The sequence below is a fragment of the Rhodococcus sp. NPDC059179 genome (assembly GCF_042754885.1).
Lineage (GTDB): Bacteria > Actinomycetota > Actinomycetes > Mycobacteriales > Mycobacteriaceae > Rhodococcus_G.
The window spans coordinates 22,992-36,416 of sequence record NZ_JBHZBV010000010.1 but is presented as its reverse complement, the minus strand read 5'-3'; the positions used below and the strand labels follow the sequence as shown (position 1 = coordinate 36,416).

The window sequence follows — 13,425 nt, the reverse complement described above, 5'->3', positions numbered from 1 at the left end:
ATTACTCTAGGCCCGTCGGACGGGGCGGTTCGCGCCGATCAGCAGGTCGACGCAATGCGCCACGAACCGCTCGCGGTCGGGAGCGATGGTGCCGTCGAGGTAGCCGATGAACAGACTCGTCAATGCCCCGACGAGCCCGACTGCGACCAACTGCCGCTGCGCCGGGTCCCGCACCGCATCTAGCTGATCCTGCACCAGCACAACGAAGGTGGGCGCGAGCGCCAGGCCCCGGCCACCGAGCGCCGGCTCGGTGATCGGCGCGAGCATCAGCACCCTGCCCATCTCCGGATGGTCGACCATCAGTTCCACGAAGGCGAGGACCCCTGCCGTCGCGCGGTCGCGGGGTGTCGCCGCTGAATCGACCGCACCGACCAGCGTCAGGTGTGCCCGCTCACCCACGTCGGCATAGACCGCGCGAACGAATTCCTCGCGGTCGCCGAAACTCTCGTAGAAGTAGCGCTCGGTGACACCGGCCGCGCGGCAGACCGCGCGCACGCTCACCGCGGGCCCGTCCGCCGCGCCGAGCAGGTCGACGCCCGCCGCGAGCAACTTCTCGCGGCGGGCCCTCTGTCGCTGCTCCAGATCGGTACCTGCCCAGCTGCGGCGTTCGGTGCTCATCGCACCCGAGTGTATTCGCCGAGCGCGACTCACATGTGGGTGCCGCCGTCGATCCGGATCTCGGTGCCGGTGACGAACTTGCCGTCGTCGGAGGCGAGCATCGCGATCACGCCCGCGACGTCCTCCGGCGGCGCGAAGCCCTCGCCGATCCACGGGTACAGCTTGCCGATCAGGGTCGGATCCAGGTCGTGATCCGGGAATCCCGGGTTGCTGGTCATGCCGGAGGCGATGCTGCCGGGCTCGACCGCGACGGCGCGCAGGCCCTGCTTGGCGTACTCGAGGGCGATCGCGTGGGTGAACGATCGGATGCCGCCCTTGGTCGCCGCGTAGGCCGCCATGTACGGGTGCGCGAAGGACGCCGAGGTGGAGCTGAAGTTGACGACGACGCCCTTGCCGTTCTCGACCAACGCGGGCAGTGCCTCGCGGGTGACGAGGAAGGTGCCGGTGAGGTTGACGCCGATGACGGTGTTCCAGAAATCGAGGCTGGTCTCGTGCGTGTGCGAGGCGCGCAGGATGCCCGCCGCGTTGATCAGCACCTGCAGCCCGCCGAGGTTCTTGATCGCGCCGCCGATGGCCTCGTGCACCGAGGACTCATTCGAGATGTCGACGACGACGGTGGTCAGCCGATCCGCGACGCCCGCCTCCTCTGCGCGGGCGCGGGTTACCGCGAGGCCCTCCTCCGACACGTCGGCGGCGGCGACCACGCCGCCCTCCGCGAGAATCCGGGCGACCGTCGCCTGACCGATGCCGGATCCGGCCCCGGTGATGAGCGTCTTGCGGCCATCGAAGCGGTTCATGAACTGATCTCCTTCAGGTGGATATTCGGGTCTCTGAGTTCTGAGTTGCACGCTACGCCGAGATGGCACAACGTGCCATGATGGTGCGCATGGCCGAACCTGGCGCACAAGCCCCCCTCCCTCTCACCGAGCGACGACGGCTCCAGACCCAGCTCGAGATCGCGCGTTGTGCCGCTGAGCTGTTCGCCGCGCGCGGGGCGTCCGCGGTCACGGCCGAAGACATCGCCACCGCCGCCGGGATCGGCCTGCGCACCTTCTACCGGTACTTCCGCACCAAGGAGGAGGCCGTCACCCCGCTGCTCGCAGGCGGCGTGACGGACTGGATTCACGATCTCGCCCAGAGCTCGCGGGACGTCCCGGCGGCCGAGGCACTCGAACGGTCCGCCCGCCGCATCCTCACCCGCTCGGACCAGGCGGGCCTCGACTCGCTGCGCTTGACCCGCGAGCTTTTTCGGGCCATTCCAGGGGATCCCGCCCTCGAATCCGTCTGGTATCGAATCGTCAACGACACGGAGGAATCACTGGTCACGGTGCTGAGCGAGCTGATGGGACCCGACGCCGACCCGCTGGACGTGCGATTGATGGCGGTGGCAGGGAACACCGCCATGCGCATGGCCATCCAGACCTGGGCTGATTCCGACGCCACCGCCGGTCGCGACGGCACTCCCGCCGAGATCGCCGCGCGCTGCATCCGCACGCTCACCGCTGGACTGCATCCTCCCCAGGGATGACGCGACTCTCAGCGAGTTCACACCTGGCGCTGATGTGCCTCAAGGGTTCGCTCGCGATCCTTGAAGCATGATCACTTTCCCGCTTGCCTTCATCGCCCTGCTGGCCATGGCCTTCTCCGGACTGGCAGCGCGTTCGGTACCGCGCAGCGTGGTCCGCATCGATTGACCCACCTGTGCCTAAGCTCTACCCATGGATCGAACCCCTCTGACCGTCGAGGACTCCGCGAGCCGGATCAGTGCCTACGTATACGGGAACATCCTGGTGCTCACCGCGCTCATCCCGCTACACGACGCGAGCACGACCCACGCCGGACTGGTCGTCATCGGCACCTCGCTGTCGACGTTCGTCGCGCACGCCTTCGCCGAATCCGTGGGCCGCAGCGCCAGGATCGGGCGCCCGCTCACCCGCTCCGAACAGTTCGAGGAGCTCCGCGACTCGGTGCCGGTCCTGACCTCAGGGGTCGTCCCCGCCGCGGTGGTCGGGCTCGACGCGCTCGGCGTGCTCGAGCAGCAGACCGCGCTGTTGCTCGCCGAACTCTGGGTGGTCAGCCGCATCGCCGGCCTCGGTGTCGTGATTACCCGGCTGCGGGGCGAGAAACTCAGCAGGCGCACCCTGGTGTCCTGCGTCGTGCTGGCCTTCGTGGCCGTCGCCGTCGTCGCGGTCAAACTGGTGCTCACCCACTAACGCGAGATCGGCACCGGCTCCAGGATCTCTGCCCGCGCCTCGGGCGCCGCCGCCCGCAACGCGTCCGCCGCGGAGTCGTCGGGCTGCGCCTGCGAATGGACCTCCGCCTCGACCCGCGCGCGGTAGGTCTCCACCTCGCGGTCGACGGTGGCCGCATCCCAGCCCAGCACCGGCGCCACCAGCTGCGCGACCTGCTCGGCGCAGTTCACCCCGCGATGCGCGTACTCGATCGAGATCCTGGTGCGCCTGGCGAGGATGTCCTCGAGGTGCAGCGCGCCCTCGGCCGCGGCCGCGTACACCGCCTCGACCTGTAGATAGTCGGGTGCGTCGGTAATCGGTTGCAGCAGTTCCGGAGTCGAAGACGCGAGGTCGAGAACCTCATGGATCAGCGAGCCGTACCGGTCCAGCAGGTGCTTGACCCGGTATGGATGCAGGCCGTACTGCTGACCGACCGCCATAGTCTGGTTCACCAACGCGAAGTAGCCGTCCGCCCCGACCAACGGCACCTTCTCGGTGATCGAGGGCGCGACGCGGGCCGGAATGTCCTCGGACGCCAGGTCCACGGCATCCTCCGCCATCACCCGGTAGGTGGTGTACTTCCCGCCGGCGATCGCCACCAGACCCGGCGCCACCCGCGCCACCGCATGCTCGCGCGAGAGCTTCGAGGTCTCGTCACTCTCCCCCGCCAGCAGCGGGCGCAGCCCCGCGTACACGCCGTCGATGTCGTCGTGGGTGAGCGGGGTGACCAGGACCTTGTTCACGTGGCCGAGGATGTAGTCGATGTCCGCCTTCGTCGCGGCGGGATGCGCGAGGTCGAGATTCCAGTCGGTGTCGGTGGTTCCGATGATCCAATGCCCGCCCCAGGGGATCACGAACAGCACCGACTTCTCCGTGCGGAGGATGATCGCGGCCTCGCTGACGATCCGGTCCCGGGGCACCACGATGTGCACCCCCTTGCTCGCACGCACCCGGAACCGCCCGCGCTGGTTGGACAGCGCCTGGACCTCGTCGGTCCACACGCCCGCGGCGTTGATGACAACATGCCCGCGCACCTCAGCCGTGCTGCCGTCTTCCGAATCACGCACCCGCACACCGGAAACCCGGTCCGCCTCACGCAGGAATCCGACCACCTGCGTCGAGGTGCGGACAACCGCGCCGTAGTGCGCGGCGGTGCGGGCCACGGTCATGGTGTGGCGGGCGTCGTCAACGACGGTGTCGTAATAGCGAATTCCGCCGACCAGTGAATTCCGCTTGAGGCCCGGAGACAGGCGGAGTGCGCCGGAGCGGGTGAGATGCTTCTGCGCCGGTACGGACTTGGCGCCGCCCATCGTGTCGTAGAGAAAGATGCCCGCCGCCATGTACGGGCGTTCCCACACGCGGTGCGTGATCGGGAACAGGAACTGCAACGGCTTGACGAGGTGCGGGGCGAGCGTGGAGAGCGAGAGCTCACGCTCTCGCAAAGCCTCACGCACCAATCCGAATTCGAGCTGCTCCAGGTAGCGCAGACCGCCGTGGAACATCTTCGACGACCGCGACGAGGTGCCCGAGGCGTAGTCGCGAGCCTCGACCAGCGCAACCTTCAGGCCCCGGGTGGCCGCGTCCAGCGCGATGCCTGAGCCCACCACGCCGCCACCGACGACGACGACGTCGAACTGCTCGGATCCCAACTGGTCCCATGCATCCGTGCGCTGCTGTGGACCCAGAAACTGTGCTCCCGATTGCTTGGTCAACGCGAGCTCCTGTGAGTTGTCGACGAATCAGGAATCAGGGTAGTAGCTTCGAGCCGTGTATGTCGCCGCCATCGACCAGGGCACCACCTCGAGTCGCTGCATGATCTTCGATCATGCAGGACAAGTGGTCGCCGTCGCGCAGAAAGAGCATGAGCAGATCTTCCCGCGCGCGGGGTGGGTCGAGCACGATCCGGAGGCGATCTGGCGGGCCACCCGCGAGGTCACCGCGGCCGCGCTGGCCAAGAAGGACCTGACCCGGCACGACATCGCGGCGGTTGGCATCACCAACCAACGCGAGACCACCGTCGTCTGGGACCGCGGCACCGGCAAGCCGGTGTACAACGCGATCGTCTGGCAGGACACCCGCACCGACGAACTCTGTGCCGAACTCGCAGGCGACCAGGGCCCTGGACGCTACCGCGAACGCACCGGACTGCCATTGTCCACCTACTTCTCAGGTCCCAAGATCCGCTGGATCCTCGACAATGTCGAGGGTGTCCGCGAGCGCGCCGAGGCGGGCGACCTCTGCTTCGGCACGATGGACAGCTGGATCCTGTGGAACCTCACCGGCGGAGTGGACGGCGGGCTGCACGTCACCGACGTCACCAACGCGTCGCGGACGATGCTGATGGACCTGCGGACCCTGACGTGGGACGAGCAGATCTGCGCCGACTTCGAGATCCCGACCTCCATGCTGCCGCGGATCCGTAGCTCCTCCGAGGTGTACGGGCAGGTTCGCGAGCGCGGCATCCTGGCGGGAGTTCCGATCGCAGGCATCCTCGGCGACCAGCAGGCCGCCACCTTCGGGCAGGCCTGCCTGAGCGCGGGCGAAGCCAAGAACACGTACGGCACCGGGAACTTCTTGCTGCTCAACACCGGAACCACCCCCGTGCCAAGCACAAACGGACTCCTCACCACCGTCTGCTACCGAATCGGCGACGCGCCTGCCGTGTACGCGCTCGAGGGCTCGGTGGCGGTGACCGGGTCACTCGTCCAATGGCTGCGCGACAACCTCGGGATCATCAACTCAGCCAAGGAGATCGAGGGACTCGCCGCCGGAGTGGAGGACAACGGCGGGGCCTACTTCGTGCCCGCGTTCTCCGGGCTGTTCGCGCCGCGGTGGCGCCCCGACGCGCGCGGGGCGATCGTCGGGCTGACCCGATTCGTCAACAAGGGGCACCTGGCGCGGGCCGCACTGGAGGCCACCGCTTTTCAGACTCGCGAGGTCCTCGAAGCGTGCGTCGCCGACTCCGGGGTCGAACTCACCGCCCTGAAGGTGGACGGCGGCATGGTGCTCAACGAGATCCTGATGCAGTTCCAGTCCGACATCCTCGACGTCCCGGTGATCCGGCCGGTGGTGAACGAGACCACCGCGCTCGGCGCCGCCTACGCCGCCGGGCTCGCGGTCGGGTTCTGGGCGGGCGAGGACGACATCCGCAACAACTGGGCCGTCGGACGCACCTGGAAGCCGACCATGGCCGCGGCCGAGCGTGATCGGCTGTACCGGGAGTGGAACAAGGCCGTCGAGCGGACCTACGACTGGGTCGACTGAACGCCCTCGACGCGGTCCCGCCATGCTGCGAGGCGCTCGCGCCAGTAGTCCGGGGAAGGTCCGGCCCCCTGTTGCCGTACCCGGACCGTGACCGTCGCACCCTCGACAGCGAAGTCCATGCGTACCTCGGTGCGCGCTTCGACTGGTTCTTCCCTTCGCCAGCCCCAGACAATCCGGATCATTTCGCCCTCGACACAGTCGAGAACCAGCCCGGTGCGCTTGTCCCAGTCGATCCTCGCCTCGCCGTCGAGGTAGCCGTCGAGTAGGAACCCCGGCCACCATCCCGCGCGCTTGCCGTAGCTGGTGAGCGTGAACCAGACGTCTCGGATGTCGGCGCGCATCGTGATGCTCTCGTCGGGATCCACCGGACTCGGAGACGCCGCAGCATCCTCAGACAGCGTCTCCAACCGCCGTAGATCTTGAAGCGAGATCAGAGCGGCCGCGGGTGACCCATTGCGGGTGATGGTGATTCGCTCGACCCCATAGGCGACCCTCGACACGAGGTCCCGCAGCTGCGCCCGCACCGCCACGAAGGGAACCGCGATCGTCTTCATATCGGATGGTAGAGGGGCGCACCGACAGGAAGTTCGGTCCACCACGATGGCCGGCCCAGGCCCACCACGCGGCCGACAAAGGAACGTCCACACGAAAATGAAAAGGTACAGCTCGCGCATTGTGTACAAAACGCCGACTCTGTACCGATCGCGCAGTCTGTACAGAGTTCGCAGTCTGTACCTTTCATTCCGCACTCGAATCAGTAACTCCGGCGGTAGCCGGCCGCCCGTTTCCCCGATCAACCCAGCGTCAGGTGTGCCGCCGCCAGCCGTTCGACCGCCTCACACAGCGTCGCCTCGTCGTTGGTGGTGAAGCACAGGCGCGCGGTGCCCCGATGGTCGCCAGCGACGGCGAACGCCGACCCCGGCACGAACGCGACCCCGTGGTCGAGTGCGGCCGCAAGCAACTGCGCTGTGTCGGTGCCGTCCCGGAACTCGAGCCAGGAGAACATGCCGCCGCCGACGTCGGTCGCGGACACGACATCGCCGAACGCGTCGGCGACCGCCGCGGAGAGCGCCGTGGCCCGCGCGCCGTAGATGCCCCGAATTTGTTCCAGATGCCCGTCCAGCCACGGCCCGTCGGCCAGCATGGTCGCCGCGATCTGCTGTGTCAGCGTCGATCCGCACAGGTCCGCGCCCTGCTTGACCAGTTCGACCGCCTCGCAGACCGCGCGGGGACCGCTCAGCCACCCGACGCGCAGCGCGGGCGCCAGGATCTTCGACGCACTCGAGAGTCGGATGACGCGATCCGAGTGGTCCGCGACCGGCGCGGGCGGCGGTCCGCCGAACCAGATCTCGCCGTACGGGTCGTCCTCGATGACCCAGAACCCATACGTCTCGGCGAGCGCGGCCAGGTGTCGCCTGCGCGCGGCGGACATCGTTGCGCTGCCGGGATTGTGGAAGTTGCTCACCGTGTGCACCAGCACGGGCCGCTCGCCGGCGACGAGCAGGCTCTCGAGGTGCCCGGTGTGCATGCCGTCGGCATCGAGCTGCACCGTCAGGATCCTCGCCTCGGCGAGGCGGAACACCTGCAGCGCACCGGTGTACGCCGGCTCCTCGACGACGACGGTGGCGCCGGGGTCGAGCAGCACCTGAGCGAGCAGGCTCAGCGCCTGCTGGGATCCGTGGGTCACGACGACCTCGCGCGGGTCCACCGAGCGGGATCCCGCCGCCGATTCCCGCGCGGCGATCACCTCACGCAGGCCGAACCAACCCGCCGTCTCGGTGTACTGCGCCGAATCGGCACCGTCGAGCACCCCGGCGCCCGCCGCCCGAATCCGCTCGCGCGGAATGAGTTCCGGGTCGGGCAGCCCTCCGGCGAGGCTGATGATCTCCGGTCGCGCTGTAACCGCGAGCAGATCGCGGATGGCGGAACTGCGCAGCCCGTCCATGCGGCTGGCAAAGGTGGGCTTGGAAGAATCGATCGACATGTGAACTCCCGAAGGGCACGTGGGTACAGGACTAGGCAGGAAACACCTGGTCGTCCCGGATCCGCGGGGCGGGAGGCGCCGAAGCGAGGCCGAAGGTTGCGGCCGATGCCTCGACTATCACACAGAACAGACCACGATGTGAACTCAAAAGTTCACATCGTGGGATGATCGCGATCAGTCGAGATCGTCGTGTCGCATCAGCTGGCGGGCGGCCTCGGTGATGGAACCGGTCAGCGACGGGTACACCGAGAAGGTCTGCGCCAGATCGTTCACCGACAGGTTGTTCTGCACGGCGATCGCGATCGGGAGGATCAGCTCCGACGCGGTCGGGGCCACCACCACGCCGCCGATCACCACGCCGGTGGCCGGACGGCAGAAGATCTTGACGAAGCCTCGGCGCAGGCCCGACATCTTGGCCCGCGGATTCGTGTTCAGCGGGAGCATCACGGTGCGGGCAGGCACCTCGCCGTTGTCGATCGCGGCCTGGCTGACGCCGACCGTCGCGATCTCGGGGCGAGTGAACACCGCGGAGGCGACGGTCTTGAGCTTGATGGGGCTCACGCCCTCACCGAGCGCGTGATACATCGCGATCCGGCCCTGCATCGCCGCGACCGAGGCCAGCGGAAGCAGACCGGTACAGTCGCCCGCCGCGTAGATCCCCGACACCGAGGTCCGCGAGACCCGGTCCACCCGCAGGTAGCCGCCCTGGTCGAGTTCGATGCCCACCCGCTCGAGGCCGAGGCCGTCGGTGTTGGGGATCGAACCGACCGTCATCAGAGCGTGGCTGCCGGTGACCACGCGACCGTCGGAGAGGGTGACCGCGATGCCGTCCTCGGTGCGCTCGACGGAATCTGCGCGGGCGTGCTTGACCAGGGTGACGCCGCGTTCGGAGAGCGCCTCCTCGAGCACAAGAGCCGCGTCCGCGTCCTCGTGCGGCAGCACCCGGTCACGGCTGGAGACCATCGTCACCTGCACGCCCATCTCGGTGTAGGCGGAGACGAACTCGGCACCGGTGACGCCGGAACCGACCACCACCAGGTGCTCGGGCAGCTCGGTGAGGTCGTAGAGCTGGCGCCAGTTCAGGATGCGCTCGCCGTCCGGCTTCGCGCTGGGCAGGATGCGGGGGCTGGCGCCGGTGGCGATCAGCACGACATCGGCGTCGAGCACCCGATCTCCCCCGCCGTGCAGGGTCGCCTTGACCTGGTGCGCAGCCATCCCGAGTTCCTGATCGATCAGCTCCCCATGGCCGGCGAGCAGCTCGACGCCGACGGTCTGGAGCCGGTCCCTGATGTCCGACGACTGGGCCTGCGCGAGGACCTTCACCCGGCCGTGGATCTGCGGCAGCGAGATGGTGGCCTGCGACGGATCGAGGCTGATGCCCAGGTCGACGGCCCGGCGCATGTCCGTGCGCACGCCGGTGGAGGCGATGAACGTCTTCGACGGCACGCAGTCCCACAGCACACAGGCACCGCCGACTCCGTCGCAATCGATCAGGGAAACCGTCGCGCCGTGCTGTGCGGCGACCAGAGCCGCCTCGTACCCGGCCGGTCCGCCGCCAATGATCACGATCCGGGTCATTCGTCCTCCAGTTTTCGGCAGCGAACACGCACTTGTCGGTGCTTTCACGCTATTGCACCGGCCCGGTCCGGCGCACGTCGACACCGGTTCGGTGCGGCGAACGGATTCCGTTTTGCTGTGTGCGGTTCTTCAGTGACCCCCGCACGGTTTAGGCTTTCGCCGTGCCGATCTATGCCGCCTACGGATCCAACATGCATCCCGAGCAGATGCTCAAGCGCTGCCCGCACTCGCCGATGGCGGGAACGGGCTGGCTGAACGGTTGGCGGTTGACCTTCAGCGGCGGCGACATCGGCTGGGAAGGTGCGCTGGCCACTGTCGTCGAGGACCCCGACTCCAGCGTGTTCGTGGTGCTCTACGACGTTCCCGACGAGGACGAGGTGAGCCTCGACCGGTGGGAGGGCTCCGAGCTCGGCATCCACCGCAAGATCCGGCTCCGCGTCGACACCGGCGGCGAACCGGTGCTGGCATGGCTCTACGTCCTCGACGCGTACGAGGGCGGGCTGCCGTCCGCGCGATACCTCGGCGTGATGGCCGAGGCCGCCGAGATCGCGGGCGCACCCGCGGAGTACGTACGCGACCTGCGGACCCGCAACAGCCGCAACGTGGGCCCCGGGACCCCCGGCTACCCCGGCTAGAGCGCGCCAGCCGCGGCCAGCGGCAGGTTCGCCATCACCCGGACGCCGACTCCGAGCGCCCGCTCGTCGAGGTCGAAGGTCGGCTGATGGATGTCGAGCTGCGGCCCGACTCCCGACCACACACCGAGACGCGCCATCGCTCCCGGAACCTCCTCGAGATACCAGGAAAAGTCCTCGCCGCCGCCCGATTGCGGCGTGTCCGACAGCGCGTCGGGTCCGATCGCGGCGATGGCACTCTCGAACATCCGGGTGGAGGCCTCGTCGTTCACCACCGGCGGCACACCGCGTCGGTAGTTGAGCTGGTAACGCACCCCTGTCGGCGCGAGCAGACCGTCCACGATCTCGTGGACCAACGGCTCGAGCAGCGCCCAGGTGTCGTGGTCGCCGGTTCGGACCGTCCCGATCAGCCTGCCGGACTGGGGAATCGCGTTCGGCGCCTGGCCCGCGGTGACCGCACCCCACACCATCACGGTGCTCGTACGCGGATCGATCCGCCTGCTCAGCATGCCCGGCAGTCCGGTGATCACGGTGCCGAGGGCGTACACCAGGTCCGTGGTCAGGTGCGGTCGCGACGTGTGCCCGCCCGGCGAGTCGAGGATCAGCTCGACGGTGTCCGCCGCGGAGGTGATCGCGCCGAGCCGGACTCCGACACGGCCCGCCTCCAGGCGCGGGTCACAGTGCAGCGCAAAAATTCTCGACACGCCCTCGAGCGCGCCTGCGGCGACCGCCTCCAGCGCGCCGCCGGGCATCACCTCCTCGGCGGGCTGGAAGATCAGCCGCACCCCGACCGGGAGTGCAGGCGCCTGGGCGAGCGCGAGGCCCGCGCCGAGCAGGATGGTGGTGTGCGCGTCGTGGCCGCACGCGTGCGAGACGCCGGTGACCGTCGACGCATAGGGGGCTCCGGTGGCTTCCTGGAGCGGCAGCGCGTCCATGTCGGCCCGAAGCGCGACCCGCGGACCGTCCGGCCCGATGTCACAGGTCAAACCTGTTCCGCCGGGAAGGATCTCGGGCGCCAGGCCCGCCGCGATCAGACGGGTCGCGACGAACTCGGTGGTGGCGTACTCGTGCCGGGCCAGCTCCGGGTGCGCGTGGATGTGGCGTCGCCAGGTCGAGAGTTCCGCGGCGTGGTCGACGACCCAGCGGTCGATCCATTCGGTCATCGGCTTCCGACCCCCCGCCGCTGGACGCCCTGGAGCAGGCGCTCGCGCTGCGCCGGATCGGTCGCCGCGCGGATCGCGGTGCCCGCCAGCGCCACCGCACCATCGATGACCGCGCGGTCGGCGGAATCGGTCACACACGCCGCGGCGAATGCCGGCTGATGGGTGGCCGCTCCCCCGGACTCGATCCCGATCACGGGGTGGATCCCCGGCAACACGTGCGTCACGTTGCCCATATCTGTGCTGCCCAAGGGACGTGATCCTTCCAACGCTGGGGCAAGCGGACTGCGCCCCATCTCCACTATCAGTTCACGATAGGCCCCGACCAGCCACGGGTCGGGCCGCAGTTCGGTGTAGTTCGGTGAGACGGTGCGAATCTCATGCGTGCACCCGGCCGCCAACGCACCCGCCTCGAAGCAGGCCAGCGCCCGCTCCGTCAGCTCCGCGAGGGAATCGGAGGACTGCGCCCTCAGGTAGTAGTGCATCTCGGTCCGGGCGGGAACGATGTTCGGCGCGACCCCTCCGTCGCTGACGATCCCGTGCATCTGCTGACCGGCGGACAGGTGCTGACGCAGCAGTCCGAGACCCACCTGCGCGATCGTGGCCGCGTCTGCCGCGTTCCGACCGAGCTGCGGCGCCGCCGACGCATGCGCCTCACGGCCGCTGAAGGTGACGGCGAGATCGGCCATGGCGAGCGAGGCCGCACCCGCGATGTCCTCGGGACCGGGGTGCACCATCATCGCCGCGCCGAGACCGTCGAAGACCCCGTGCTCGAGCATCAGCACCTTGCCCCCGCCGCTCTCCTCGGCAGGCGTGCCGAGTACCCGAACGGTGATGCCGAGGCGGTCCGCGAGCGGCGCGAGTGCGAGCCCCGCGCCCACCGCCGATGCCGCGATGATGTTGTGCCCGCAGGCGTGTCCGATCTCCGGCAGCGCGTCGTACTCGGCGAGGATCCCGATGACCAGGTCGCCGCTGCCGTAGCTCGCACTGAAAGCCGTCGGCATCTCGGCCACCGGCGACTCGATCTCAAAACCACGCTGCGAGAGCAGTTCCGCGACCTTGGCGGCGCTGCGATGTTCCTCGAACGCGAGCTCCGGCTCCGCGTGGATCGAATGCGACAGCGCGACGAGGTCGGACGCAGCCGCCGCGACCGTACCGACCACTTCCGAATTCACGGCTCCAGTATCTCATCCGCGGCAGGCCGCCCCCGCCGCTCGAGCCGGGCGGCTACCCGAAGCTGAGGTTCGACGGATCCGTCTTCACCGCGAACGCCTCGAGGATCGGCCGGTGGATACCCGCCTTGATCCCGGCCAGGTTCGGCCCGCGCAGACCCGTCGACGCCGCCGCCCGCGCCACCGCCGCGGCCAGCACGCCGTCGCCGTCCGCCGTCTGGTTCACGATCCCCGCCGCCAGCGCGTCGGGTCCGCCGTACCTGCGGCTCGTCGTCATCGCCTCGACCGCGGTCTGGCGGGCCAGGGCCGTGGTCATCAGCGCGTTCATGCCGATGGTGAAGGGCATGTTCAGGGCCGCCTCCGGCAGGCTGTAGAAGCCGCGGTCCGCGCGCATCACGCGCAGATCCTGCGAGGTGGCGAGCATCGCGCCCGCCCCGAACGCGTGCCCCTGCACCGCGGCGACCGTGGTCATCGGGAAGGTCAGCAGCCGGGTGAACACGGTGTGCACCTGATCCAGGTACCAGTGCGACTTGTCCAGGTTCCCGAACAGCCAGTCGGTGTCGAGTCCGTTGCTGTAGTACTTGCCGGTCGCATGCGTGACCAGGGCAGCGGGGCCCTCGTGCGCCTCGACCTCGTCCAGCTTCGCGTGGACCTCGGTTATCCAGTCCGGATGGAACCGGTTCTCGCTGTCCGTCTGACCTTCGTTGCCGAGGTACAGGATGAATACGTCGCCGTCGCGCTCGAGGTAAGGCATGGCCGAATACTACCTGTCGGTAACTTCCCGCA

At 68.7% G+C, this 13,425-nt stretch carries 13 protein-coding genes; 4 read left to right on the top strand and 9 right to left on the bottom strand.

Annotated elements, in window-relative coordinates; all coding sequences use genetic code 11:
• Positions 1-6: 6 nt before the first annotated feature.
• Positions 7-618, bottom strand: a complete 612-nt coding sequence (locus tag ACFXMV_RS17830; RefSeq protein ID WP_378503109.1) for a TetR/AcrR family transcriptional regulator — start codon at positions 616-618, stop codon at positions 7-9.
• A gap of 29 nt (positions 619-647) precedes the next feature.
• Complete coding sequence (locus ACFXMV_RS17825) at positions 648-1,415, bottom strand: SDR family NAD(P)-dependent oxidoreductase (protein ID WP_378498415.1); 768 nt, start codon at positions 1,413-1,415, stop codon at positions 648-650.
• Between the two features lie 62 nt (positions 1,416-1,477).
• Between ACFXMV_RS17825 and ACFXMV_RS17820 the strand changes: the two genes are divergently transcribed.
• Together ACFXMV_RS17820 and ACFXMV_RS17815 are read left to right on the top strand one after the other, a co-directional pair.
• Positions 1,478-2,146 (top strand): TetR family transcriptional regulator, encoded by a 669-nt coding sequence (locus tag ACFXMV_RS17820; RefSeq protein ID WP_378498416.1) that lies wholly within the window; start codon positions 1,478-1,480, stop codon positions 2,144-2,146.
• 190 nt (positions 2,147-2,336) lie between these two features.
• Entirely contained in the window at positions 2,337-2,831 is a 495-nt protein-coding gene (locus tag ACFXMV_RS17815) for a hypothetical protein (RefSeq protein ID WP_378498417.1), read from the top strand.
• Here ACFXMV_RS17815 and glpD read toward each other — a convergent pair.
• A complete protein-coding gene (glpD, locus tag ACFXMV_RS17810; protein ID WP_378498418.1) occupies positions 2,828-4,561 on the bottom strand; it encodes a glycerol-3-phosphate dehydrogenase in 1,734 nt (577 codons plus the stop codon). The two genes, ACFXMV_RS17815 and glpD, sit on opposite strands and share 4 nt — an antisense overlap.
• Before the next feature lie 55 nt (positions 4,562-4,616).
• Between glpD and glpK the strand changes: the two genes are divergently transcribed.
• On the top strand, positions 4,617-6,113 hold the full coding sequence (gene glpK / locus ACFXMV_RS17805) for a glycerol kinase GlpK (RefSeq protein ID WP_378503108.1): 1,497 nt from the start codon (positions 4,617-4,619) through the stop codon (positions 6,111-6,113).
• Here glpK and ACFXMV_RS17800 read toward each other — a convergent pair.
• From ACFXMV_RS17800 to ACFXMV_RS17790, 3 genes are all read right to left on the bottom strand, one after another.
• Positions 6,095-6,667, bottom strand: coding sequence for a type II toxin-antitoxin system prevent-host-death family antitoxin (locus ACFXMV_RS17800; protein ID WP_378498420.1), 573 nt, complete (start codon positions 6,665-6,667; stop codon positions 6,095-6,097). The genes glpK and ACFXMV_RS17800 overlap by 19 nt on opposite strands.
• Before the next feature lie 239 nt (positions 6,668-6,906).
• Positions 6,907-8,097: a PLP-dependent aminotransferase family protein gene (locus ACFXMV_RS17795; protein WP_378498421.1), complete on the bottom strand. Its 1,191-nt coding sequence runs from the start codon at positions 8,095-8,097 to the stop codon at positions 6,907-6,909.
• A gap of 174 nt (positions 8,098-8,271) precedes the next feature.
• Complete coding sequence (locus tag ACFXMV_RS17790; RefSeq protein ID WP_378498422.1) at positions 8,272-9,675, bottom strand: NAD(P)H-quinone dehydrogenase; 1,404 nt, start codon at positions 9,673-9,675, stop codon at positions 8,272-8,274.
• A gap of 161 nt (positions 9,676-9,836) precedes the next feature.
• On the opposite strand from ACFXMV_RS17790, the gene ACFXMV_RS17785 reads away from it, so the two are divergent.
• On the top strand, positions 9,837-10,310 hold the full coding sequence (locus ACFXMV_RS17785) for a gamma-glutamylcyclotransferase (protein ID WP_378498423.1): 474 nt from the start codon (positions 9,837-9,839) through the stop codon (positions 10,308-10,310).
• Here ACFXMV_RS17785 and ACFXMV_RS17780 read toward each other — a convergent pair.
• Genes ACFXMV_RS17780 through ACFXMV_RS17770 form a run of 3 tightly spaced genes read right to left on the bottom strand, consistent with a single transcriptional unit; the run spans position 10,307 to position 13,393 of the window.
• Positions 10,307-11,470: a M20 family metallopeptidase gene (locus ACFXMV_RS17780; protein WP_378503107.1), complete on the bottom strand. Its 1,164-nt coding sequence runs from the start codon at positions 11,468-11,470 to the stop codon at positions 10,307-10,309. The two genes, ACFXMV_RS17785 and ACFXMV_RS17780, sit on opposite strands and share 4 nt — an antisense overlap.
• Positions 11,467-12,642 (bottom strand): M20 family metallopeptidase, encoded by a 1,176-nt coding sequence (locus tag ACFXMV_RS17775; RefSeq protein WP_378500199.1) that lies wholly within the window; start codon positions 12,640-12,642, stop codon positions 11,467-11,469. Before ACFXMV_RS17775 ends, ACFXMV_RS17780 begins: the two co-directional genes overlap by 4 nt.
• 52 nt (positions 12,643-12,694) lie before the next feature.
• Entirely contained in the window at positions 12,695-13,393 is a 699-nt protein-coding gene (locus ACFXMV_RS17770; protein WP_378500200.1) for an enoyl-CoA hydratase/isomerase family protein, read from the bottom strand.
• Positions 13,394-13,425 lie beyond the last annotated feature (32 nt).